The organism is Duganella sp. CT11-25, from assembly GCF_047302815.1.
Lineage (GTDB): Bacteria > Pseudomonadota > Gammaproteobacteria > Burkholderiales > Burkholderiaceae_D > Rugamonas.
Window position 1 is genome coordinate 6,890,341 of record NZ_JBKBFD010000001.1, and the last position, 24,035, is coordinate 6,914,375.

Annotated in this window: 23 protein-coding genes; 19 read left to right on the plus strand and 4 right to left on the minus strand. The window is 67.2% G+C overall.

What is annotated here, in order from left to right:
* Positions 1 to 112: 112 nt before the first annotated feature.
* Complete coding sequence (locus tag ACEN9F_RS30005) at positions 113 to 580, plus strand: septal ring lytic transglycosylase RlpA family protein (protein WP_413426192.1); 468 nt, start codon at positions 113 to 115, stop codon at positions 578 to 580.
* A 15-nt stretch (positions 581 to 595) separates the two neighbouring features.
* On the opposite strand, the gene ACEN9F_RS30010 is transcribed toward ACEN9F_RS30005, so the two are convergent.
* Positions 596 to 1,492: a LysR family transcriptional regulator gene (locus ACEN9F_RS30010; protein WP_413426194.1), complete on the minus strand. Its 897-nt coding sequence runs from the start codon at positions 1,490 to 1,492 to the stop codon at positions 596 to 598.
* 102 nt (positions 1,493 to 1,594) lie between these two features.
* Between ACEN9F_RS30010 and ACEN9F_RS30015 the strand changes: the two genes are divergently transcribed.
* From ACEN9F_RS30015 to ACEN9F_RS30025, 3 genes are all read left to right on the plus strand, one after another.
* Positions 1,595 to 2,434, plus strand: a complete 840-nt coding sequence (locus tag ACEN9F_RS30015; protein ID WP_413426196.1) for a type 1 glutamine amidotransferase domain-containing protein — start codon at positions 1,595 to 1,597, stop codon at positions 2,432 to 2,434.
* Positions 2,435 to 2,497: 63 nt separating this feature from the next.
* Positions 2,498 to 3,178, plus strand: a complete 681-nt coding sequence (locus tag ACEN9F_RS30020; protein WP_413426198.1) for an epimerase — start codon at positions 2,498 to 2,500, stop codon at positions 3,176 to 3,178.
* Positions 3,171 to 4,379, plus strand: a complete 1,209-nt coding sequence (locus ACEN9F_RS30025; RefSeq protein WP_413426200.1) for an MBL fold metallo-hydrolase — start codon at positions 3,171 to 3,173, stop codon at positions 4,377 to 4,379. Before ACEN9F_RS30020 ends, ACEN9F_RS30025 begins: the two co-directional genes overlap by 8 nt.
* On the opposite strand, the gene ACEN9F_RS30030 is transcribed toward ACEN9F_RS30025, so the two are convergent.
* Entirely contained in the window at positions 4,336 to 4,785 is a 450-nt protein-coding gene (locus ACEN9F_RS30030) for a GNAT family N-acetyltransferase (protein WP_413426202.1), read from the minus strand. The genes ACEN9F_RS30025 and ACEN9F_RS30030 overlap by 44 nt on opposite strands.
* Before the next feature lie 157 nt (positions 4,786 to 4,942).
* Here ACEN9F_RS30030 and ACEN9F_RS30035 point away from each other — a divergent pair, with 157 nt between their 5' ends.
* Complete coding sequence (locus ACEN9F_RS30035; protein WP_413426204.1) at positions 4,943 to 5,566, plus strand: flavin reductase family protein; 624 nt, start codon at positions 4,943 to 4,945, stop codon at positions 5,564 to 5,566.
* On the opposite strand, the gene ACEN9F_RS30040 is transcribed toward ACEN9F_RS30035, so the two are convergent.
* Complete coding sequence (locus tag ACEN9F_RS30040; protein ID WP_413426206.1) at positions 5,557 to 7,203, minus strand: methyl-accepting chemotaxis protein; 1,647 nt, start codon at positions 7,201 to 7,203, stop codon at positions 5,557 to 5,559. The genes ACEN9F_RS30035 and ACEN9F_RS30040 overlap by 10 nt on opposite strands.
* Before the next feature lie 466 nt (positions 7,204 to 7,669).
* Between ACEN9F_RS30040 and ACEN9F_RS30045 the strand changes: the two genes are divergently transcribed.
* From ACEN9F_RS30045 to ACEN9F_RS30110, 14 genes are all read left to right on the plus strand, one after another.
* Positions 7,670 to 8,764 (plus strand): porin, encoded by a 1,095-nt coding sequence (locus ACEN9F_RS30045; protein ID WP_413427224.1) that lies wholly within the window; start codon positions 7,670 to 7,672, stop codon positions 8,762 to 8,764.
* 31 nt (positions 8,765 to 8,795) lie between these two features.
* Positions 8,796 to 10,187 (plus strand): MFS transporter, encoded by a 1,392-nt coding sequence (locus ACEN9F_RS30050; RefSeq protein WP_413426208.1) that lies wholly within the window; start codon positions 8,796 to 8,798, stop codon positions 10,185 to 10,187.
* Entirely contained in the window at positions 10,187 to 11,638 is a 1,452-nt protein-coding gene (gene leuC, locus ACEN9F_RS30055) for a 3-isopropylmalate dehydratase large subunit (RefSeq protein ID WP_413427226.1), read from the plus strand. The genes ACEN9F_RS30050 and leuC overlap by 1 nt, the downstream gene beginning before the upstream one ends.
* Positions 11,635 to 12,285 carry a 3-isopropylmalate dehydratase small subunit gene (gene leuD, locus ACEN9F_RS30060; protein ID WP_413426210.1) on the plus strand — a complete coding sequence of 217 codons (651 nt, stop codon included), beginning with the start codon at positions 11,635 to 11,637 and terminating at the stop codon, positions 12,283 to 12,285. Before leuC ends, leuD begins: the two co-directional genes overlap by 4 nt.
* 77 nt (positions 12,286 to 12,362) lie before the next feature.
* Positions 12,363 to 13,316 carry a LysR family transcriptional regulator gene (locus ACEN9F_RS30065; RefSeq protein WP_413426212.1) on the plus strand — a complete coding sequence of 318 codons (954 nt, stop codon included), beginning with the start codon at positions 12,363 to 12,365 and terminating at the stop codon, positions 13,314 to 13,316.
* 236 nt (positions 13,317 to 13,552) lie between these two features.
* Positions 13,553 to 14,743: an FAD-dependent monooxygenase gene (locus ACEN9F_RS30070; RefSeq protein ID WP_413426214.1), complete on the plus strand. Its 1,191-nt coding sequence runs from the start codon at positions 13,553 to 13,555 to the stop codon at positions 14,741 to 14,743.
* Positions 14,744 to 14,766: 23 nt separating this feature from the next.
* Positions 14,767 to 15,294, plus strand: coding sequence for a VOC family protein (locus ACEN9F_RS30075; protein WP_413426216.1), 528 nt, complete (start codon positions 14,767 to 14,769; stop codon positions 15,292 to 15,294).
* A complete protein-coding gene (gene fahA, locus ACEN9F_RS30080; protein WP_413426218.1) occupies positions 15,294 to 16,628 on the plus strand; it encodes a fumarylacetoacetase in 1,335 nt (444 codons plus the stop codon). Before ACEN9F_RS30075 ends, fahA begins: the two co-directional genes overlap by 1 nt.
* Positions 16,628 to 17,386, plus strand: a complete 759-nt coding sequence (locus tag ACEN9F_RS30085; RefSeq protein WP_413426220.1) for an alpha/beta fold hydrolase — start codon at positions 16,628 to 16,630, stop codon at positions 17,384 to 17,386. Before fahA ends, ACEN9F_RS30085 begins: the two co-directional genes overlap by 1 nt.
* A gap of 41 nt (positions 17,387 to 17,427) precedes the next feature.
* On the plus strand, positions 17,428 to 18,228 hold the full coding sequence (locus ACEN9F_RS30090) for an FAD binding domain-containing protein (protein WP_413426222.1): 801 nt from the start codon (positions 17,428 to 17,430) through the stop codon (positions 18,226 to 18,228).
* Positions 18,229 to 18,252: 24 nt separating this feature from the next.
* Positions 18,253 to 18,765: an SRPBCC family protein gene (locus ACEN9F_RS30095; protein ID WP_413426224.1), complete on the plus strand. Its 513-nt coding sequence runs from the start codon at positions 18,253 to 18,255 to the stop codon at positions 18,763 to 18,765.
* A gap of 46 nt (positions 18,766 to 18,811) precedes the next feature.
* Complete coding sequence (locus ACEN9F_RS30100) at positions 18,812 to 19,300, plus strand: (2Fe-2S)-binding protein (protein WP_413426226.1); 489 nt, start codon at positions 18,812 to 18,814, stop codon at positions 19,298 to 19,300.
* Entirely contained in the window at positions 19,297 to 21,615 is a 2,319-nt protein-coding gene (locus ACEN9F_RS30105; protein WP_413426228.1) for a xanthine dehydrogenase family protein molybdopterin-binding subunit, read from the plus strand. The genes ACEN9F_RS30100 and ACEN9F_RS30105 overlap by 4 nt, the downstream gene beginning before the upstream one ends.
* Positions 21,608 to 22,333, plus strand: coding sequence for an enoyl-CoA hydratase/isomerase family protein (locus ACEN9F_RS30110; RefSeq protein ID WP_413426230.1), 726 nt, complete (start codon positions 21,608 to 21,610; stop codon positions 22,331 to 22,333). Before ACEN9F_RS30105 ends, ACEN9F_RS30110 begins: the two co-directional genes overlap by 8 nt.
* A 76-nt stretch (positions 22,334 to 22,409) precedes the next feature.
* On the opposite strand, the gene ACEN9F_RS30115 is transcribed toward ACEN9F_RS30110, so the two are convergent.
* On the minus strand, positions 22,410 to 23,987 hold the full coding sequence (locus ACEN9F_RS30115; RefSeq protein WP_413426232.1) for a UbiD family decarboxylase: 1,578 nt from the start codon (positions 23,985 to 23,987) through the stop codon (positions 22,410 to 22,412).
* Positions 23,988 to 24,035: the final 48 nt, after the last annotated feature.

Consider the following 24,035-nt stretch of genomic DNA (forward strand, 5'->3'; position numbering starts at 1 on the left):
TTGGCGAGTCATTATTGCTGCTATTTGAATGGCAAGCAAGCGCTTGATTGTGCCTGAGTAACGTACTGGGATGGCCGTGAAACCGGCCTAGAATGCGGCATGGGAGGATGCCATGAAAAATCCGTTCACTCTGCTATCGATAGCGTTGCTGGGTATCGGCTTGGGCCTGGGGCATGCCGGCGCGGCGCCGGTGGACCCGCCGTCCGGCGGGGAAAAGGCGGCCAAGGGGCATAAGATCGACCGCACCGGCAAGACGCGCAAGGGCAAGGCTTCGTACTACAGCCGCAAATTCAACGGCAAGGAAATGGCCAACGGCGAGCCGATGGACCCCGCCAGCAACGATGCCGCCAGCAAGGTGCTGCCGATCGGCACCAAGGCCAAGGTCACCAACCTGGAGACCGGCGACAGCGCGGTCGTGGTGGTCAAGGACCGCGGTCCGTATGTCGACGGCCGCATCATCGACGTGACGCCCCGGACGGCCGAAAAGCTGGACATGAAAAAAGAAGGCGTGACCGATGTCGCGGTCACGCCGCTGCAGTTGCCGCCCAAGCCCGAGCCGGAAAAGAAAGCCGATAAATAAGTCCTGGCCTGATACCTAGCCCGGCCCGAAGCTGTCGATCAGCGCCCGGCAGGCTGCCGACATGCGTCTGTGCGGCGGATAAATCAACGAAAACGGCTTGCTGCGCCCGCGCAGGGCCGGCAGGATTTCCACCAGTTGGCCGTTGCGCAGCCGTTCCTCCGCGATGAAATGATAGGTCTGGCAAATGCCCAGCCCTTGCTGCGCCAGCGACACCACGCCCAGCACATCGTCGGTCACCCGCATGCGCGCCGGCGCCATCCAGTCGATATCGCTGCCGTCCATGCGCAGCAGCCACGGCGCCGGCCGGCCGGTGCTGGGCATGGTGAAGGGCAGGCAGGCGTGGCGCCGCAGATCGTCCAGAGTCAGCGGCGTGCCGGCGCGGCGCAGGTAATCCGGCGCGGCCACCAGGCACACCTCTTCATTGCCCAGCCGCTTGGCCGCCAGGCCGCTGTCGGCCAGTTCGCCCTGGCGGATCGCCATGTCGTAACCCTCGTCGACCAGGTCCACATTGCGGTTGCTGATGCTGAGCTCGATCATCACCTTGGGATGCCGGTCGATGAAGCGCTGCAACACCTGTGGCAGGCGGTAATGGCCGTACGTGGTCGGTGCGCTGATGCGTATCGTGCCGGACAGCTCGCTGCCCCGGCCCAGGATCGCCCGTTCGGCGTCGGCGATCAGGTCGAAGGCGCTGCGTGCCTGCTCCAGGTACAGCTGGCCGGCCTCGGTCACGCTCAGGCGGCGGGTGGTGCGGCGCATCAGCTGCACGCCCAGCCGTGTTTCCAGCCGCGCCACGGCACGGCTCAGCACCGACGGCGTTGTGCCCAGCACCACCGCCGCCGCGCTGATCGTGCCCTTGTCGACGATGGTGACGAACGCTTCCACGTCCGCCATGTGATCGAATTGCCTGGCCATCCTCACCTTTCAAGAACAAATGATTTGAGTTTCTGGTTATTTATGTTCGTTTCAATCGCTAATAGAGTAGCGCCATCGACATCCAACCACAAGGAGTACCTCATGACTATCCTCAAAACCGCCGCCGGCGCCGTGCTCAGCCTGGCCGCCATCGGCGCCAACGCCGCCAACGTGCTGGTCGTCCTGTCGGACGAGGCGCAGCTGGAACTGCGCGACCAGCGCGTCTTCGACACCGGTTTCTACGCTAATGAGCTGATGCAGCCGGTCAAGAAGCTGCTGGATGCCGGCCACACCGTCACCTTCGCCACGCCGCTGGGCAAGGCGCCGACGGTGGACCGCGGCTCGGTCGACAAGATGTACTTCGGCAATGACGAAGCCAGCATGCGGCATCACCTGGCGCTGCTGGACAAATTGCAGCTGACCTCGGTGACGAATTCGCCGGTGATCAGCCTGGCGCGCGTGGAGCAGGCCGGCTACGACCGCTATGACGCGGTCTACATCCCGGGCGGCCACGCGCCGATGCAGGATTTGCTGCACAGCGCGCCGCTGGGCCGCCTGCTGCGCGCCTTCCATGCTCAAGCCAAGCCGACCGCGCTGGTCTGCCACGGCCCGATCGCCTTGCTGTCCACGCTGGAGCAGCCGCTGCGGTTCACGCAAGCACTGGACGGCGGCGCGCCGGCCGGCAAGGCCCCGGCCTGGATTTATGCCGGTTACCAGATGACGGTGATCAGCAATGCCGAGGAAGAGGCGGCCAAGTCCATGCTGAAAGGCGGCGCCATGAAGTTCACGCCGCAGACCGCGCTGGAGCGCGCGGGCGGCGTCTACAGCAGCGGCGCCAACTGGCAGGTCAAGGTGGTCGCCGACCGCGAGCTGATCACCGGACAGAATCCGGCCTCCGCCCCGGCCGTCGCAGAGCAGTTGCTGGCGCGCCTGAAGCGCTGATCGCAGGCCGGCAAGCGGCGTCAGCCGGTTTGATATATTGTTGAGCGTCTAATCGAGGAGCTCATGAATATATTGATCTACGGCGCCACCGGCATGGTGGGGCAGGGCGTGTTGCGCGAGAGCCTGCAGGCGGCCGACGTGGCCAAGGTGGTGACGGTCGGCCGCAGCCCATCCGGCGTCCAGCATCCCAAGCTGCAGGATCTGCCGCTGCCGGACTTGATGCAATACGAGGGCGTTGACGCCCAGCTGCAAGGTTTCGACGCCTGCTTCTTTTGCCTGGGCGTGTCCGCCGCCGGCATGGACGAGGCGGCATACACCCGCCTCAGCTACGATCTGACCATGCAGGCCGCGCGGGTCCTGGCGCGCCTGAATCCGCAGATGACCTTTATCTACGTCTCCGGCGCCGGCACCGACAGCAGCGAGAAGGGCGGCTCCATGTGGGCGCGCGTCAAGGGGCGCACCGAGAACGGGCTGCAGACGCTGGGCTTCAAGGCGGTCTACCTGTTCCGCCCCGGAATGATCCAGCCGCTGCACGGCATCCGTTCCAAGACCGCGTCCTATCGCGTGTTCTACAGCCTGTTCAAGCCGCTGCTGCCGCTGCTGCGCGCCTTGCTGCCCAAGCAGATACTGACGACTGAAAGCGTCGGCCTGGCGATGCTGGAAGCGGCCCGCCACGGCGCCCCGCGGCCTGTGCTGGAAACCGCCGATATCTACCAGCTGGCCCAAGGGGCCAGGCATGCGTAAGCTGGTCGGATGGGGATTGGGTGTGCCGGCCGCGCTGGCGCTGGGGTTCGGCGCCGCCATGTTGTTCAGCGGCTGCGCCTCCTTCGGCAAGCACGCCGACGGCGAACGCCTGGCACGCATGCAGCAATCGCCCGAATGGCATGACGAGCGCTTCAACAACAGCGGGCGGGTGTCGCAGGACTTTTACGCGGCGATCAAGCGCTCGCTGGAATCGGTGCCAGATACGGAGCCGTCCGTGCCGGTGCCGGTCCACGCCGGCGACGCCGCCCAGTACGCCCAGCCGCCCGCCAGCGGCTTGCGCGTGACCTGGTTCGGCCACTCGTCCACGCTGGTGGAGATCGACGGCGTGCGCCTGCTGACCGATCCGATCTGGAGCGAGCGCGCCTCGCCGGCGCAATGGGTAGGACCGCGCCGCTGGTTCGCGCCGCCGATGGCGCTGCCGGCGGCGGATGCCGTGGTGATCTCGCACGACCATTACGACCACCTCGACCGCGCCACCATCGTCGCCCTGAAGGACACCAAAACGGTCTTCATCGTGCCGCTGGGCATAGGCGCGCACCTGGCCTACTGGGGCATTCCGGCCAGCCGCATCATCGAGCTGGACTGGTGGCAATCGGCCAAGGTGGGCGCGTTGGAAGTGACCGCCACGCCGTCGCGCCACGCGTCGGGACGGCTGAAGCCGCAGAGCGACCAGACCCTGTGGTCCGGCTTTGCGATGCGGGGGCCGGCGCACAGCGTCTGGTATTCGGGCGATACCGGCTTCTTCCCAGGCATGCGCGAGATCGGCGAGCGGCTCGGTCCCTTCGACCTGACGCTGATCGAGGCGGGCCAGTACGACGCCGCGTGGCCGGACTGGCACCTGGGACCGGAACAGGCGGTGGAGGCGCACCGGCTGGTGCGCGGCAAGATCATGCAGCCGGTGCACTGGGGCTTGTTCAAGTTAGCCCAGCACGGCTGGACCGAGCCCGCCGAGCGGGTGCTGGCGGCGGCGCACTGCGTGGGCGTGCGTGTCATCACGCCTCAGCCGGGGCTGGCGACCGAACCGTCGCTGGCGATGGCGGGGCAGCGCTGGTGGCCGCAAACGCACTGGATGACGGCCGCCGAGCGGCCGGTGGTGGCGACGCTGGACGGCGATCCGTCGCGGCGGGTGGCGCCGTTCAGTTGTGCAGAGGGGAAAACACTTTCCGCTGGAACGGATTGATTTCCTTCTTCAGCATATTCGGGAGGTAGGGATCGGACACGAAGGATTGCGATCTGTAGAACGATTCCGTGCCGTCCCCCGCTTCCAGCAGCAGGCGGCGTATGCCTTGCGCCAGGCAGTACTGCTCGATGCGCGTCATGAACCAGTGGCCGATGCCCAGGCCCCTGAATTTGCTGGAAATAATCAGCTCTGAGACATAGCAAAACTCCGGCGGCGCCAACTCCAGCCGGGCCACGCCGACCTGCTTGCCATTGGCTTCCACGCTCACCCATTGCACCTTGCCGCGCGCGTCTTGGGATTTTTGCTGCGGCACGGTGCCGGACAGGCCGCCGTCCTTGCGGTAGGCCATCAAGGCCTTGGTGGACAGGGGCGCCTTCAAGGGGCGGAATTGCAGGTCTGTGTTCATGTACGTGTTTCAACTAAGTGATTCACTTAGATTAAGGGCTGCACGATTGCCGCGCAAGCCCCCGTTTGTATAAATTGTTGCTGTCAGCGCCTCCCGCGGCCTTGTGCGAAAATGCCAGCTCGACGCCGCCGGGGCGTCCGTATTGCACAGGAACCCCATGGACGACCGCTATTTTTATCAGCCTGCGCAGGGGCACGGCTTGCCGCACGACCCCTTCAACGCCATCGTCGGCCCGCGCCCGATCGGCTGGATTTCGACCCGCACCGCGCAGGGCGGCCTGAACCTGGCGCCCTATAGTTTCTTCAACGCCTTCAACTACACGCCGCCGCTGATCGGCTTTTCCAGCCAGGGCCGCAAGGACACGCTGCGCAACATCGAGCACAACGGCGAGTTCGTCTGGAACCTGGCCACCCGGCCGCTGGCCGAGGCGATGAACGCCAGCTGTGCGCCGGCGCCGCCGGACGTGAATGAATTCGAGCTGGCCGGCCTGACGCCGGCGCCGTCGCGCGTCGTCGCCGTGCCGCGCGTGGCGGAAAGCCCGGTGTCGTTCGAATGCAAATGCAGCCAGATCATCCGCCTGCAAAGCGCGGCCGGCGATCCGACCAACGGCTGGCTGGTGATGGGGGAGGTGGTGGGAGTGCACATCGCGCACGAACTGTTGCGCGATGGCGTGTATGACACGGCGCGCTCGCAGACGATACTGCGCGGCGGCGGCCCGGCCGATTACTTCGAGATCGGTCCGGACAATCTGTTCCGCATGCGCCGGCCCGACTACCCCTGAAGCGCCCGCCGGCGCGGGGCGGCAACCGGCACGACCGCGCGTCCGCGGCCGGAACGCATGGATGGAACGGCCGTTTCCGCCGGCGCGTGAGCCCGGTCGAGCTTGAACACGCCGACCATTGCGGCCAGCGCATGGGCCTGTTCCTGCATCGCGGCGGCGGCGGCGGCCGATTGCTCGACCAGCGCGGCGTTCTGCTGCGTGACCTCGTCCATCTGGCCGATCGCCTGGTTCACCTGCTCGATGCCGGCGGTCTGCTCCTGGCTGGCGCTGGCGATCTGGGCCACGATGTCCGTCACCCGCTTGATGCTGGCGACGACTTGCTCCATGGTGGCGCCGGCCTGGTCGGCCAGCCTGGCGCCGGCATCGACCTTGCCGACCGAGTCGCCGATCAGGGTCTTGATTTCCTTGGCCGCCGCCGCCGAACGCTGGGCCAGCGTGCGCACTTCGGACGCCACCACCGCGAAGCCGCGTCCCTGTTCGCCGGCGCGCGCCGCTTCCACGGCGGCGTTCAAGGCCAGGATGTTGGTCTGGAACGCGATGCCGTCGATGACGCTGATGATGTCGACGATCTTGTTGGCCGATTCATTGATCGCGCCCATCGTGCTCACCACTTCGCCCACCACCGCGCCGCCGCGCACCGCCACGTCGGAGGCGGTGATCGCCAGCTGGCTGGCCTGGCGTGCGTTGTCGGCATTCTGGCGCACGGTGGTGGTCAGCTCTTCCATCGACGCCGCGGTTTCCTCGAGCGCGCTGGCCTGCTGCTCGGTGCGCCCGGACAGGTCGAGGTTGCCGGCGCTGATTTCCTTCGATGCCGTGGCGATGGTATCGGTACCGCCGCGCACCTCGCTGACGATACCCACCAGGCTGTCGTTCATGTGGCGCAAGGCGCGCATCAGGGCGGCCGTCTCGTCGTTGCCGTGGGTGTCGATGGTACGGCTGAGGTCACCTCCAGCCACCGTCTCGGCCAGGCCGACGGCGGCGCGCAGCGGCCCGACGATGCCAGCGGTCAGCAGCCATGAACAGCAGGCGCCGATCAGCAAGGCGGCGATGGCCAGCAGCGCGATCAGTCTGACGCTGTAGGCGCGGATATCCTGGATCGACTGGCTTTGCGCATCCATTTGCTTGTGCTGCTGGGCCAGTAATTGTTCGAGCAGGTCTTGATAGCCTTTCGCCGCCGGGGCGAATAATTTTTCCAGCGCGCTGTCGGCCAGCGCATGGTCGCCTTGCGCCTTGGCTTTCATCGCCGTGCTGGTCGCTTCGCGGTAGAGCTTGCGCTGGGCATTGATCTTCACCAGCAGTGCGGCTTCCTCCGGCGTCGTCAACAAGGGTTCGATCTGCTTGGACAGGGCGGCGGAGCGCTGCGACGCGGCATCGGTCTCATCCTTGAAATAGGCCGCCACGCCGGGATCGCTGCTCTTGACGATGGCGCCGGTGCGGCGCACCGCGCCGAAGATCTGGGTATTCCACTCGGCGATCAGGCGCTCCTTGGCCAGCGGCGCCGACATCGCCTCCGACGCGGCAGCGATGTCATTCATGCGCCAGATACTGAGCACGGTGGTGAAAAGCATCAGCGCCAGCACCAGGGCGAATCCTGCCCCCAGCCTTTTCCCGATATTGAACTTGGCAAACCACTTCATGTCCGTCTCCTCGCCGCAAGGCATTAATCGAAAAATTCTATTAATTAATAGAAAAAATTGATGTCTCAAATCGCGTCAATTATTTCCCGGCGGATATGATGCCGCATGATCCGCCATAGCCGCAATCGATTTCGGCACTATCGGGATGGCCGATGTTTTTCGTAAACAGTGATTGAAAAAAATTATGAATGCGACTTCGGGGGCGATTGAAGGACGTGCGTGGGGACAGTGATAGACACATGAAGAGCTGGCGCCATGCGGCGCCGGACGGTGCCGGCGGGGAGGCCAATTGTTCGGGAAAACCGATTTATCGATAGAATCTTTTTGCTTATTCCAATTTAACTTTTCCCCTATATTGGAGCGACTCCGCATCAAGACGGAAGAAAGAAACTGTCCACGACAATGCTGCGCATTATGTGCCGTTGTTTATAAATCAAAAACGGAGACTATCATCAAATCCCAGATCCTGGTATGCACGCTTGGCGCCCTTGCTTGCGCCGGCGCCTACGCCCAAACCGCCACCCAGTCCAACGTCGTCATGTACGGCAGCATCGACGAAGGCCTCGACTATGTCAGCAACGCCCGTGGCGAACACCTGTGGGGCGTGAACGCGGGCAAGCGTTCGCCCGACCGCATCGGCTTTCGCGGCACCGAAGATCTCGGCGGCGGCCTGAGCGCCTTCTTCAAGCTCGAAACCGGCTTCAATTCCGACGTCGGCACGCAGGCCAATCCGACCAAGCTGTTCAACCGTTACGCCACGGTCGGCCTGTCCAGCAATACGCTGGGTACGCTGACCTTGGGCCGCATGCCCGACTTCGCCTACGACTACGTCGGACCGCTGAACAACAGTATTCCCGGCATCTCCTGGTCTTACTCGCCAGGCAACCTGGATAACCTGGCCAATGTGTACGGCATCGACAACTCGGTGCGCTATGAGACGCCGGTCATCAACGGCCTGCAGGTCGGCGTGATGAACGGCTTTGGCGAGGACCCGAGCAATTTCTCGCGCAGCCGCCAGTACTCGGCCGGCTTCCGCTACAACGGCAGCCAGTTGCGCCTGGGCGGCTCGTATTCGATGTTCCACAACCGCACGGCCGACCTGAAGAGCGTGTTCGGCGTCACCAGCGTACTGGGCCAGAACTTGAGCAGCAGCGTGTTCAACGCCGACCGCTACAGCACCATCGTCCTCGGCGGTTCGTACCAGGTCGGCATCTTCATCCCGCACGCCACCTTTACCCAGGTGTCGCTTGAAAACAGCCGTGGCGAGGAGCAGCAGCGCAACCTGCAGGCCGGCGTGAACGTCGACCTCAGCGGCGGCCAGAAGCGGCGCTTCCTCGGCGTCTCGGCCGCCCATTCGACCTTCATGGACATGAAGTACAACCAGTTGAACCTGTTCGTCAGCCAGCACCTGAGCCTGTACACCTTGTTCACTCAGGTCTATGCTGGCGCTGCCTATGTCCGCGCCAGCGGCAACGGGGCGGTGGCCGGCGCCTTCGGCTATACGCCGTCGAGCGGACCTTCGCAGGTGCTGTTGCGCACCGGCGTACAAGTGCAGTTCTGAGCAGAAGCAGCAATAACCAGAAAGGTGTTACATGTCTCAAAGCATTATCGACGTCCAGCCTGCCACCGGCGTGCCGGATCAGCGTGCCGATCGCGGCGCAAGCTTGCTGACCCGTATGGAAAGCGTGCCGGTTTCACGCTGGCACATCAAGGCCCGGATTGTGATGGGCAGCGCAACATTTTTCGACGCCTTTGACGCTTTGTCGCTGGCGTATGTGTTGCCGGTCCTGATAGGCATGTGGCACCTCAAGCCTGCCGATATCGGCGTGCTGATCGCGACCGGCTATGTGGGCCAGTTGATCGGCGCGCTGTTCTTCGGCTGGCTGGCCGAGCGCGTCGGCCGCGTCAAGAGCGAGTTCTGGACCATCCTGCTGATGTCGGTGATGAGCCTGGCCTGCGCGCTGACCGGCAACTTCGGCGGGCTGATGGTGTGCCGCTTCATCCAGGGCATCGGCGTCGGCGGCGGCAATCCGGTCGCCGCGGTCTACATCAACGAACTGTCGCAGGCGCACAACCGCGGCCGCTTCTTCATGCTGTACGAACTGATCTTCCCGATCGGCCTGCTGGCCGCGGCGCAGGCCGGCGCGCTGATGGTGCCGAATGTGGGCTGGCAGTCGATGTTCCTGGTGGGCGGCATCCCGGGCCTGCTGATCGTCGGCTTCATCTGGTTCCTGCCCGAATCGCCGCGCTGGCTGATCGGCAAGGGCCGCTACGACGAAGCGGAAAAGATCATCGAAGGCCTCGAGGCCAGCACCGACCAGCGCATCGTGCCGAAGCCGCGTCCGGCGGTCGCCCCGGCGGCGCCGCGCAAGGCGGGCATGCGCGAACTGTTCTCGTCGTTCTACCGCAAGCGCACGCTGGTGGTGTGGGCGCTGTGGGGCATCGCGTACTTTGTCGCCAACGGCCTGAACAACTGGCTGCCCAGCCTGTACAAGACCGTCTATCACCTGCCGCTGACCGAGTCGCTGCGGCTGGCCTCGATGTCGAATGTGCTCAGCGTCATCTTCGTGCTGGTCTGCGCCTTCCTGGTTGACCGCGTCGGCCGCCGCCGCTGGGCGATGTGCGCGTTCGGCGTGGCCGCCGTGCTGCTGGCCGCGCTATACCTGACCGGCGCCCATTCGGCCTACACCGTCATGCTGCTGGGCTCGACCGCCTACGCCGTCATCGGCACCGTCACGATCATGCTGTTCCTGTACACGCCGGAAATCTACCCGACCCGCATGCGGGCCATCGGCACCTCGCTGGCCACGTCCTGGTTCCGCGTCGCCTCGGCCGCCAGTCCGGCGATGGTCGGCGTGGTGCTGGGCGCCGACGGCGTCGCCACGGTATTCCTGATGTTCGCCGGCGTCTGCGTGCTGGGCATCGTCGCCGCCATGGGCATGACCGAGACCCGCCAGAAGTCGCTGGAAGAAATCGCGCCTTGATGACCATGCCGGCCTTCTCGCACCCTCGCACCCTCTACGACAAACTCTGGGACGAGCACCTGGTCAGCATCGATAGCGACGGCGCCGCGCTGCTCTACGTCGACCGCCACCTGGTCTACGAAGTGACCAGCCCGCAGGCGTTCGCCGGCCTGGCCGCGAGCGGCCGTCCGGTCTGGCGCGCGGGCGCCACGTTCGGTGTCTGCGATCACAACGTGCCCACCAGCGGCCGCGCCAACGGCATCGCCGATCCGCTCTCGCGCCTGCAGGTGGAAACGCTGGAGCACAACTGCAGCAGCCACGGCATCGCCCAGTTCCGCATGCAGGACCGGCGCCAGGGCATCGTCCACGTGGTCGCGCCCGAGCAGGGCATGACCCTGCCCGGCATGATGGTGGTCTGCGGCGATTCGCATACCAGCACGCATGGCGCGCTGGCCGCGCTGGCGTTCGGCATCGGCACCTCCGAAGTCGAGCACGTGCTGGCCACGCAGACGCTGGCCACCCGCAAGGGCCGCAATATGCTGGTGCGCGTCGAAGGTGAGCTGGCGCCCGGTTGCGGCGCCAAGGACCTGGCCCTGTATCTGATCGGCCGCATCGGCAGCGGCGGCGCCGCCGGACATACGATCGAATTCGCCGGCGCCACGGTGCGCGCGCTGTCGATGGAGGCGCGCATGACCTTGTGCAACCTGGCGATCGAAGCGGGCGCGCGTTCGGGTCTGGTGGCGGTGGACCAGACCACGCTGGACTACCTGCGCGGGCGTCCGTTCGCGCCCGGCGCGGCGCAGTGGGACGCCGCCGCCGCGCACTGGCGCAAGCTGGTGTCCGATCACGATGCTTGCTTCGACTGCGTGCTCGACATCGACGCCGCCGCGATCGCGCCGCAGGTCACCTGGGGCACCTCGCCCGAGATGGTGGCGCCGATCGGCGGCGCCGTTCCCGATCCCGCGCGCGAGGACGACCCCGCGCGCCGCCAGGCGCTGGAACACGCGCTCGCCTACATGGACCTGGCGCCGGGCACGCCGATGCGGGACATCCGCATCGACAAGGTCTTCATCGGTTCCTGCACCAACGGCCGCATCGAGGACTTGCGCGCCGCCGCCAGCGTCATCGCCGCCAGCGGTGGGCGGGTGGCCGACAACATCGCGCTGGCGCTGGTGGTGCCGGGCTCCGGCCTGGTGCGCGAACAGGCCGAGCGCGAAGGCCTGGACCGCATCTTCAAGGACGCCGGATTCGAGTGGCGCGAACCGGGCTGCTCGATGTGCCTGGCCATGAACGACGACCGCCTGGCGCCGGGCGAACGCTGCGCCTCGACCTCGAACCGCAATTTCGAAGGGCGCCAGGGCGCGGGCGGGCGCAGTCATTTGCTCAGCCCCGCGATGGCGGCCGCCGCCGCGCTGGCCGGCCGCCTGGCCGATGTCCGCAGTCTGGGCTTGGCCGGGGAGGGCGCGCAATGAAGCCGATCACGATAGTGGAAGGGCTGGCCGCGCCTATGCGGCGCGATAACGTCGACACCGACGCCATCCTGCCCAAGCAGTTCATGAAATCGGTGGCGCGCACCGGTTTCGGCCCCAACCTGTTCGACAGCTGGCGCTACCTCGACGCCGGCGAGCCGGGGCAGGACCATGCGCGCCGTCCGCTCAATCCGGATTTCGTGCTGAACCAGCCGCGCTACCAGGGCGCGCGCATCCTGCTGGCAGGCCGTAATTTCGGCTGCGGCAGCTCGCGCGAGCACGCGCCGTGGGCGTTGCTGGAATACGGCTTCGAAGTGATCATCGCGCACAGCTTTGCCGACATCTTCCGGCAGAACTGCGGCAAGAACGGCGTGCTGCCGGTCGAGCTGGACGCCGCCGCGATGGAGCAACTGTTCGCCGCCGCCGACAGCGCGGCGGGATGCCGACTGCGCATCGACCTGGAACATCAGCGCGTCACCGGGGCGGACGGCTTCACGGCCCGCTTCGAGATCGCCCCGTTCACGCGCCACTGCCTGCTCAACGGCCTGGACGAAATCGGCCTGGCGCTGCAGCAGCGCGAGCGCATCGCCGGCTTCGAGCGCGCGCGGCTGGAGCGCTTCCCATGGCTGGCCGTCAACCTCGGCGATTGAGGGGCGGCGCTGTCGCCCGCTGCTGCTAGAATAGGATCTTCGCAATCTGCGGCAGCGCCCGCTTCATCGGACTACTCATGAATCTCTCGCTCAGGCAGCTCAAGGTCTTCATCGGGGTGGCCCAGGCCTCCAGCTTCACCAAGACCGCGCAGCGCCTGCATCTGTCGCAGGCGGCGCTGTCGGCCATCATCCGCGAGCTGGAGACCCAGCTGCACTGCCGCCTGCTCGACCGTACCACTCGCTCGGTGGCGCTGACCGAGGCGGGGCGCATGTTCCTGCCCACCGCCACCCACATCGTCGCCACCATCGAGAACGCCGCGCTGGAGCTGCGCAAGATCGGCCGCGAGGAGCAGCGCCTGCTGCGCGTGGGCGTCATGCCGCACATCGCCGTCAGCCTGATGCCGACGGTGCTGAGCCGCTTCGCCAGCCTGTATCCGCTGGTGCGGGTCGACGTCATCGACCACACGCCGGTCGAGTTGCTGCGCATGGTCGAGGATGGCGCGCTGGATGCCGCCTACGGTCCGTTCTTCCGCAAGGAATCCGGCGTCGAGCGCATGCCGATTTTTCCGACCCGGCTGATGCTCGCCATCGGCATGCAGGAAACCGACTGGCCGGACTTCAGCGCCGAAACGGACACCTGGCGCGCGCTGCAGGGCGTGCCGCTGATCTGTTTTTCGGACGAGACGCCGATCCAGCGCATGGTCGAGGAAAACCTCAGCGCGGCGGCCGTCACCACCGGCAAGCGCACCCAGGTCGGCCACCTGGAAACGGCGATCGCGATGGCCGAAGCCGGCTTCGGCGTGGCCGTGGTGCCGTCGATTTCGGCCGCCGCCTGCCAACGCTTCCGGGTGCGCCTGTACCCGATCGTGCCGTCGATCGAACTACCGTTCTACTGCATCACGCGGGCGGGGCGCGGCAGCAATGAAACGCTGGGCCACCTGTCGACCGTGTTCGAGCAAGTGGCCCAGGACTATAGTGCCAAGGCCGGCGTCGCCAAGAAGAGCCGCAGCCGAGGCAAGACCGCGGCCTGACGCCGCCGCATCCCGCTTTTTTCCTTTTCGCATAAGGCCCGGCTTCCCGCGAGGAAGCCGGGCGCGCGTCGTCGTCCATTCATTGTTTTCGATAAATAAAGCGGTCATTGTTTAGACTTTTCGATTAAACGATAAATTCTTTTTGCTTCCGCTCGCCATGTGGATTCTTTATATTGGTTCAGCGACGGGGCCTGTGCGCCCCTTCATAAACAGTATAAAAATCAGCGAGACAGCATATGAAAATCATCATCATCGGGGCCGGACTCGGCGGCCTTACCGCAGCCAGCGCATTGCTCGACCGGGGTTTCGACGTCACGGTGCTGGAGCAGGCCGCGCAACTGAAGGAAATCGGCGCCGGCGTGCAATTGAGCTCGAACGCCACCGGCGTCCTGTACCGCCTGGGCCTGGGCCCGGCGCTTGAAAAAATCGCTTCGGAACCGGCCGGCAAGCGCGTGCGCCTGTGGAACACCGGCCAGGCCTGGCCCCTGTTCGATCTCGGCGCCATGTCGCGCGAGCGCTTTGGCTATCCCTACTTCACGCTGCACCGCGCCGACCTGCACACGGTATTGGCCGACGGCGTGCGGCAACGCAATCCGAACGCCATCCGCCTCGGCGTGAAGGTCGAGCGCCACGAGCAGCACAGCGATGGCCGCGTCACCGTGCACGGCGCCAACGGCGACAGCTGGACCGCCGACCTGGTGATCGGCGCCGACGGCGTCCACTCGCGCACCCGCGAAGCCTTGTTCGGGCCGGATGCGCCGCGCTTCTCCGGCATCATGGCCTGGCGCGGCGTGATCCGCGCCGCCGACCTGCCTGCCCACATGCGCGAACCGTACGGCTCGAACTGGGTCGGTCCCGGCGCGCACGTGATCCAGTATCCGTTGCGCGGTGGTGAACTGGTCAACTTCGTCGGCGCTGTCGAAGGCGGCGGCTGGGAAGTCGAATCCTGGTCCGAGCGCGGCACCCATGAAGAATGCCTGGGCGACTTCGCCGGCTGGCACGAGGACGTGCAAGCCATGATCCGCGCCATCGACGTGCCATACAAGTGGGCGCTGATGGTGCGCGAGCCGATGCCGCAATGGTCCAAGGGCAGCGTCACCCTGCTCGGCGACGCCTGCCATCCGACCCTGCCGTTCCTGGCGCAGGGCGCCGGCATGGCGCTCGAAGACGGCTACATCCTGGCGCGCGCACTGGCGCAATACAGCGGCGACCTGCCGGACGCGCTGCGCCGCTACGAGGCCGCGCGCCACGAGCGTACCGCGCGCATCGTGCGCGGCTCGGCCGCCAACGCCGAGCGCTTCCACAACCCGGCGCTGGCCCATGCCGAAGGCGCCGCCGCCTATGTCACCAAGGAATGGAGCGAGGAGCGCGTCAAGGAGCGCTACGAATGGCTGTTCCAGTACGACGTCGACGCCGTTCCGCTGTAAGCCCAATCAACAAGGAGATCATCATGACCAATACGCCCGCCGTGCGCGGACTGCACCACTTCGCCTGGCGCTGCCGCGATGCCGAGGAAACCCGCGCCTTCTACGAAGACCTGCTTGGCTTGCCGCTGGTGCACGTGATCCGCCTCGACCGCGTGCCCAGCACCGGCGAATACTGCCCCTACGTGCACCTGTTCTTCGAGATGACCGACGGCTCGAACATCGCCTTCTTCGACCTTGGCGACAACGTCAGCGCCGAGCCATCGGCCAATACGCCGGCCTGGGTCAACCACATCGCGCTGCGCGTCGACAGCCTGGACGACCTCGAAACGATGAAGGCGCGCCTGCAGGCGGCCGGCGTCGAGGTGATCGGCCCGGTCGACCACCATTTCGTCAAATCGATCTACTTCTTCGATCCGAACGGTTTCCGGCTTGAGTTCACCACGCCGATCGGCACGCCGCAGATGCACGAGGGCTTCCGCCAGCAGGCACGCGGCGCGCTGGATAACTGGAGCGCTGAAAAAGCGGCGCGTCCGGTACAGGAGGCAAACTGATGACCCAACTGAACGCCACCCACGATCCGGCGCGCCGCGCCTGGGTCGACAGCGCCAACCTGGCCGACGCCGAATTCCCGATCCAGAACCTGCCGTTCGGCGTCTTCGATGACGGCGTCACGCGCCGCGCCGGCGTCGCCATCGGCGACCAGATCGTCGATCTCGCCGCGCTGCTCGAATTCAATCTGCTGGACGGCGACGCCGCCGAAGCGGCGCGCGCCTGCGCCGGCGGCAGCCTCAATGGCCTGATGGCGCTCGGCCCGCGCCACGCGTCGGCCTTGCGCGCCGCGCTGTCGGACCTGCTGCGCAGCGACGGTCCGCGCCTCGAACAGGTGCTGGCGCTGCGCGAACGCATCCTGGTGCCGATGGCGCAGGTGTCGATGGCGCTGCCGTGCGAGATCGGCGACTACAGCGACTTCCTCACCTCGCTGCACCACACCGAACGCCATGGCCGCTACAAGGGCCTGAAGGATCCGCTGCCTCCGGCCTTCAAATCGCTGCCGATCGCCTATCACGGCCGTGCTTCGTCGATCCGCGTCAGCGGCGCGCCGGTGGTGCGCCCGCACGGCCAGTACAAGAACGCCGCCGGCGCGGTGGAATACGGTCCGGCGCCGATGCTCGATTTCGAGCTGGAGCTGGCCGCGTTCGTCGGCCAGGGCAACCAGCTCGGCCAGCCGATCCCGGTCGGCGAGGCGAACGGACATATCTTCGGCTACTGCCTGCTGAACGACTGGTCGGCGAAAAGCATCCAGTGGTGGGAGCAGGTGCTCGGGCCTTTCCTCGGCAAGAGCTTCGTGTCCTCGATCTCGCCGTGGATCGTCACCCAGGAAGCGCTGGCGCCGTTCCGCCTGCCGGCGCCGCCGCGCGGGTCCGGCGATCCCGACCCGCTGCCGCACCTGTCCGATCCGCGCGACCAGTCCCAAGGCGGCATCGACATCGGCCTGGAAGCCTGGTTGTCGACTCCCGCGCGGCGCGCCGCCGGCGATGGTCCGCTGCGCATCACCAGGACCCACTTGCGCAACCTGTACTGGACCTTCGGCCAGATGGTGGCGCACCACACCAGCAACGGCTGCAACCTGCGTCCGGGCGACTTGATCGGCAGCGGCACGATTTCCGGCGCCGATGACGCCGCGCGCGCCTGCATCACCGAGCTGACCAACGCCGGCGCCGATCCGCTGAAAGTCGGGCCGGAGGAATTCCGCACCGCGCTGGAGGATGGCGACGAGATCGTGCTGCGCGCCCGCGCCGCCAGCAAAGGCGCGGTGCCGATCGGCTTTGGCGAATGCCGCGGCCGCATCGAGCCGGCGCGCGACCTGTCCGGCGGGAGCCGCTGATGCTGGGCCACATGCAATTCGGCGACGGCCCGCACAAGGTGATGGTGCTGGGCGGCGCCTTCGGCTGGGCCGATGACTGGACCGGCTTCCTGGCCGGGCTCGATCCCGAGCGCGCCACCTGGGTGTTCGCCGACTATCGCGGCTACGGCCGCTCGCGTGGGCTGGACGGCGAATTCAATTTCGATGAGGCGGCCGCCGACGTGCTGGCGCTGGCCGACAGCCTGGGGTGGGGACGCTTCGCGCTGGTCGGCCACTCGATGGGCGGCGTGGCGATCCAGCGCGTGCTGCTGGCCGCCCGGCCCGGACGCATCGAGCGCATGGCGGCCATCACGGCGGTGCCGGCCTGCAGTTCGCGGATGGACGGGCAGCGCCTGGCGATGTTCGGCAAGGCCGCCACCGACCTGGCGCAGCGCCAGTTCATCCTCGATTTTTCGACCGGCAAGCGGTTGCCGTTTACCTGGCTGCGCCGGCTGGCGCGCGACTCGGCCGCGCAAAGCCTGCCGCAGGCGTTTGAAGGCTACCTGCGCGACTGGGGCACGGTGGACTTTTCCGATCGTGTGCAGGGCAACCTAACGCCGGTCAAGGTATTCATCGGCGCCAACGACCCGACCCTGACGCGCGAGCTGATGGAACGCAGCTGGCTGGCCTGGTATCCGAACGCCGCGCTCGAAGTATTGGAAGGCTGCGGCCACTATCCGATGCACGAGGCGCCGCTGGCGCTGGCCGCCGCGCTCGACAACTATTTGCAACAGCCCTGAACGGGCCGGCCGGCGGCGACGCGCGGCCACTGGAGAACAACGTGTACGCACTTAACTATGTCCGTCCGGACTCGCTGGCGCAGGCGCTGGCTTTGCTGGAAGAACACCCCGACGCCAAGCCGCTGTCGGGTGGTATGACGCTGGTGCCGACGCTCAAGCAGCGCCTGGCGGCGCCGTCGCACCTGGTCGACCTGACCCGCCTGGAAGAACTCAGGGGCATCGCGCTGGAGGGCGGCGTGCTGCGCATCGGCGCGGCCACCCGCCACGCCGAAGTGGCCAACAGCGCCGTGGTGCGGGAAGCGATTCCGGCGCTGGCCTACCTGGCCGGCATGATCGCCGACCCGCAGGTGCGCAATCGCGGCACCATGGGCGGTTCGGTCGCCAACAACGATCCGGCGGCGGATTTCCCGGCGGCGGTGCTGGGCTTGGGCGCGACTGTGGTGACCAGCGCGCGGCGCCTGGCGGCCGACGACTTTTTCGTCGATATGTTCGAGACCGCGCTGGCGCCGGGTGAACTGGTGGTGGCGATCGAGTATCCGCTGCCGCAGCGCGCCGCCTACCAGAAATACCGCCATCCGGCTTCCGGCTATGCGCTGGCCGGCGTGTTCGTGGCCGACTTCGGCGATCACGTGCGGGTGGCCGTCACCGGCGCCGCGCCGTCCGTGTTCCGCTGGGACGACGCCGAGCAGGCGCTGAGCGCCGGCTGCCACGTGGCAGCGCTGGACGGCCTGCGTATCGATCCCGACCTGCTGCTCGACGACGAGCGCACCCCGGCGCGCTACCGCGCCAACCTGGTCGAAGTATTCACCCGCCGCGCAGTCGCGGCACTGGCTGCCCGCTAGAGGCGGCCAACACAAGGAGTCAACATGGAATTCAGCGGAACCCAAACCATCGCAGCCCCACGTGACATCGTGTGGGCGGCACTCAACGATCCGGCCGTGCTGCAGGCCTGCGTGCCCGGATGCGAATCGTTCAGCGCACGCAGCGAGGATGAATACGAGGCCGTGGTGCAGGCCGCGGTCGGCCCGGTCAAGGCGCGCTTCAAGGGCAGCCTGACGCTGTCCGAGCGGCGCGCCAACGAAGGCTACCGCATCGCCGGCAAGGGCGAGGGCGGCGTGGCCGGCTTCGGCAAGATGCAGGCCGTGGTCACGCTGGCCGACGCGGCCGAGGAGGGCGCCACCGTGCTGACCTACGACGCCACGGCGGACGTGGGCGGCAAGCTGGCACAGGTGGGGTCGCGGCTGGTGGCCTCGGTGGCCAACCGCATGGCCGACGAATTCTTCAAGCGCTTCAGCGAGCAGCTGGCGCCGCCGGCCGAAGCCGCCGCCGACACGCCGGCCGCCGAGGGCGCGTCCAAAAAATGGTGGCAGCGCGGCTGAGCCAAAGGCAACGCTCATGGAACAATCAAGAACAGGCAGGTGACACGTGGTACAAGTGAAATTGCAGGTCAATGGGGAACAGGTCGAGCGCGAGGTCGAGGACCGCACGCTGCTGGTCGAGTTTTTGCGGCGGGAGCTGGGCATGACCGGCACCCATGTCGGCTGCGACACGACGCAGTGCGGCGCCTGCACGGTCAACCTTGACGGCGCGGCCGTCAAGTCGTGCACGGTGCTGGCGGCCCAGGCCAGCGGCGGCAGTGTGCGCACCGTCGAGGGCATGGAGCGGGACGGCAGGCTGCACGCGGTGCAGGAAGCCTTCGTGCAGTGCCATGGCCTGCAATGCGGCTTTTGCACGCCGGGCATGATCATGGCGATCGACTATTTCCTGCGCGAGAAGCCGGCGTCGCTGGACGACGAGGCCATCCACACTGCGCTGGAAGGCAATATCTGCCGTTGCACCGGCTATGTGAACATCATCGCCTCGGTACGCCACGCGGCCCGCGCGCTGTATCCGGAACTGGAGGCACAGCCATGATCGGCCAGCCCCTGCCACGTCTGGAAGACCGGCGCCTGGTGACCGGCAATGGCCAGTACACCGACGACATCAGCGTCGACGGCCAGGTCTATGCCGCCTTCCTGCGCTCGCCGCATGCGCATGCGCGCATCAACGCGATCGACACCAGCGCCGCGCGCGCCGCGCCCGGCGTGGTGGCGGTGCTGACCGGCGACGACTACCTGGCCGCCGGCTTCCAGGGCATCCAGCACGTGCCGATGCCGATCGACGCCATCGACCATACCGTGCCGGCGTTCAGGGAGTCGCTGACCGGCTCGGTCTACAGCCGCTTGCACCTGCCGCTGCCGGTCGACAAGGTGCGTCACGTGGGCGAGGCGGTGGTGATGGTGATCGCCGCCAGCGCCGCGCAGGCGCGCGACGCGGCCGAGCTGGTGGACGTCGACTATGACGTGCTGGACGCGGTGGTGCTCGCCGATGCCGCCATGGCCGGTGGTGCGCCCCAGCTCTACGACGACGCGCCCGGCAACCTGTGCTTCCAGACGCAGCTTGGCGACCGCGACAAGGCGCGCGCCATCTTCGCCGGCGCCCATTATGTGCTGCGGCGCGCATTCCACAACAGCCGCGTCGTCAACTGCCAGATGGAGCCGCGCGCGGCGATCGGCGTCTATGATACGGAGGCCGGCAGCTACACGCTGATCTCGGGCAGCCAGGGTGCGGTGCGCCAGAAGATGGGGCTGGTGGCCGCGCTGCGCGTGCCGGCCGACAAGGTGCGCGTGGTGTGCCCGGACGTGGGCGGCGGCTTCGGCCCGCGCAGTTCGCTCTATGTCGAGCAGCTGGCGGTGGTGTGGGCGGCGCGCGAGGTCGGGCGTCCGGTCAAGTGGACCGGCGACCGCAGCGAGGCCTTCCTGTCCGACTACCAGGGGCGCGACGCGATACTGCGCGCGGCGATCGCGTTCGACGCCGAGGGGCGCATCCTGGCCATCGACAACGAATGGATAGGCAACGTCGGCGCGCATACGGTGTCGTATGTGCCGATGTCGAACGGCACCCGTGTCATGACCACGGTGTACCACGTGCCGGTGGCGGCGGTGCACATCAGCGCGGTGCTGAGCAACACGGCGCCGACCGCGCCCTATCGCGGCGCCGGGCGGCCGGAGGCCAACCACATGATGGAGCGCCTGCTCGATCTCGGCGCGCATGCGCTGGGCATCGACCGGGTCGAGATCCGTCGCCGCAACATCGTGCGGCGCGACGTGATGCCTTACCTGAGCCCGATGGGTTTGAACTACGACAGCGGCGATTTCGCCGGCAATATGGAGCGCGTGCTGGAACTGGCCGACTGGAATGGCTTCGCGGCGCGCCGCGCCGCCTCGGCCGCGCACGGCAAGCTGCGCGGCATCGGCCTGGTCAACTATATCGAGGCGCCGGTCGGCGCGCCGCGCGAGCGGATCGAGATGCGGGTGCTGCCGCAGGGTGTGATCGACCTGGTGTCCGGCACCCAGACCCAGGGCCAGGGCCACGCGACCACCTTCGCGCAAGTGGTGGTGGCGCAGTTGGGCGTGCCGATCGACTCGGTGCGCCTGCGCACCGGCGACACGGCGTTTGTCAGCGTCGGCGGCGGCACTCACTCGGACCGCAGCATGCGCCTGGGCGGCACGCTGCTGGTGCACAACGCGGCCAAGATCGTCGAGCAGGGCCGGGTCGCGCTGGCCGGGTTGCTGAAGGTCGATGCCGCCGAAGTGACCTTCGCCGACGGCTCGTTCCGCGCCGGCGGGCACGCGGTCGGCCTGTTCGAGCTGGCGCGCCGGCTGGCCAAGGCCGGCTTGCCGCCGCTCGAAGCCGAGGCCGAATTCAACGGCCGCATGGCCGCGCACCCGACCGGATCGGCGGCGATGGAACTGGAAGTCGATCCCGATACCGGCGAAGTCGAGCTGCTGCACTACATCTCGGTGGATGACGTCGGTCAGCCGATCAATCCGATGATCGTCGAAGGCCAGGTGCACGGCGGACTGGCGCAGGGCATCGGCCAGGCGTTGTCGGAAGGCTTTTACGTCGACCCCGACAGCGGCCAGGTGCTGTCCGGCTCCTATATGGACTATGGCGTTCCGCGCGCCGGCCGGGTGCCGCGCATGACGCTGGAATTCTCCGAGGATCCGACCGCCGGCAATCCGCTGCGCGTGAAGGGCGGCGGCGAGAGCGGCATCACGCCGGCCACCGCCGTCATCTACAACGCGCTGGCCGACGCGCTGGGCGAGGGCGCAGCCGAGGAACTTGAGATGCCCGCCACACCGGCGGTGATCTGGAATTACATACACAGGGAACAGGAACATGGATAAAGAACAGGTAAGCATCATGCGTGATGGCGACGTGCTGGCGATACGCCTTGAACGCGCCGACAAGGGCAACGCGCTGACGGCCCGCATGGGGGAACTGATCGTCGCCGCGCTGGCGGCGCTCGACCCCGAGGTCAAGCTGGTGCGCATCGACGCCGACGGCGCCGACTTCTGCACCGGGCGCGATTCGCCTATCCCCACGCTCGGCACCAAGCCGTCGGCCGAGACGGTGCGCCAGGTGGTGGCGCTGCCGCCGCTGGCGCTGTATGACGCGATCAAGGCGGTGCCGGTGCCGGTGCTGACGGTGGTGCGGGGCCGCGCCGTGGGCGCAGGCTGCGCGCTGGCCTGCGTGGCCGACCTGGTGCTGTGCGCTGACGACGCCGTGTTCCAGATCCCCGAGATGGAGCGCGACATTCCGCCGACGCTGGTGATGGCGGCGCTGGCCGACCGCGTGCCGGTCAAGACGCTGGCGCACATGGTCTACAGCCGCGCGCCGTTGAGCGCCACGCAGGCGCGCGAGGCCGGACTGGTGGCCAGCGTGGTGTCGGCCGCCGAACTGGACGCGGCGGCCGACGCGCTGGTCCAGACCATGCTCGGCAACGGCACCGTCACGCTGCGCGCCGTCAAGCAGTTCCTGTCGCTGGCGCCCGGCATGGCGCCGGCATCGGCCAGCGTGCTGGCCGGCCACCTGGCCGCCACCGCGCTGTCCACGCGCTTCTAACGCTTCTCCATAAAGAATGAGCCGCTATCCCCGGTCCGGGGATGGCGGCTCATTGCTTTTGCGGGGATGGCGTCGCTCAGGCGAACAGGTAGCGGCCTTCGTCGTCGCGCGTGATGGCGCGGGTGGCGCCGGTGTCTTCCAGCCAGCGGACGACTTCACGGCCATCGCGGCTGCCGACGGCGGCCATCAGTTCGGCGAACAGCTTCGGTCCATGTTCCAGCGCCGCCTGCAGCGACTCGAAGCGCGCGCCGTCGAAGACCGGCGCCGCCGGCACGCGGTGCTCGATCGAACGGCCCACGCCCGGACGCACGAACGGCAGCGTCAGGTCGAAGCCGGCCTTCGCCGTGTGGTGCGAACCGGCCAGCGACGGATCGAGCGGCATGGCGCGCATGCGGTCCTGCAGCACCAGGTCGCGGTCGGCCTGGAAGCGGGTGGCCAGCGCCCAGTCGATCTGGTCGTCGGAGAAGATGTCGATGTCGGGATCGACCACGAACACGTGCTTGACGTTGGCCAGGCAGGCGAATACCGCCGCGATGGCGTTGCGCGCTTCGCCCGGTACGCGCTGCTGCAGCGCGACGCGGACGTTGAACATGCCGCCGTTGGCCGCGCTGGCGTACACCGCCTTCACTTCGCGCACGGCCACTTCCAGCGCGCGCCAGACGGTCACTTCGGTGCGCAGCGCGCACAGCTGGGCGGTGTCGGTATAGGCCATGTCGCGGCCGCTGATGGTCGAGGTCTGGAACACCGGGTCGCGGCGGTGCGTGATCGCCGTCAGATGGAACACCGGATTGCGCTTGACGCCGCCGTAGTAGCCGAGGAATTCGCCGTACGGGCCTTCCGGCTCGACGTGGCCTTTCTCGTCAAGGTAGCCTTCCAGGATGAACTGGGCGTCGGCCGGGACCATCAGGTCGTTGGTGACGCACTTGACCACGCCCAGCGGCGCGCCGCGCAGCGACGCCAGCAGCTCCAGCTCGTCGGTCGGCAGGCGCATGGTGGCGGCCACGTGGTCGATCGGGTGGGTGCCCACCGCGAAGGCGATCGGCAGCCGTTCGCCGCGGTTGGCGTGTTCGAGGTAGATCGCCCGCAGGTCCGACGGCGCGATCAGGTCGATGCCGGCGGTGCGGCGGCCGCGCAGCATCAGGCGGCGTACGCCGACGTTGGTCCAGCCGGTGTTCTTGTCGATGACGAAATCGATCGACGACGAGATGTACGGCGCGCCGTCCAGGCCATGCTGCAGGTGCACCGGCAGCTTGGTGAAGTCGCAGTCGTCGCCGGTCAGCACCACTTGCTGCACCGGCGCCACGTCGCGCGGGACTTGCTGGATGCTGGCTTTCTGGCGCAGGCGCTTGAGTACTTCCTGCAGCAGGTTTTCGGAGGTGGTGTCGAAGGCTGCGGCCAGGCGGCTGCGGCTGCCGGCCAGGTTGCCGCACAGCGCCACCGGGGCGGCATCATCGGCGCCGGCGGGGCGGTCGAAGATGACCGCTTTCGGGTTGCCTTCGAGGATGCGCGCGACGTCGGCCAGTTCGACCGGGCCGGCGTGGCGTTCAAATTCGGCCTCGCCCAGGGCGGCGGCAAAACGGCGCAGTTCGAAACGCTCCAGGTCGGGAAGGGCGCGCGCCTGCTCCGCTGCGTTGAAATCGGGGTGGGAACTCAATGTTGTCTCCGTATGTCATGATCGGTGTCGACAGGTGTCGACAGTTGC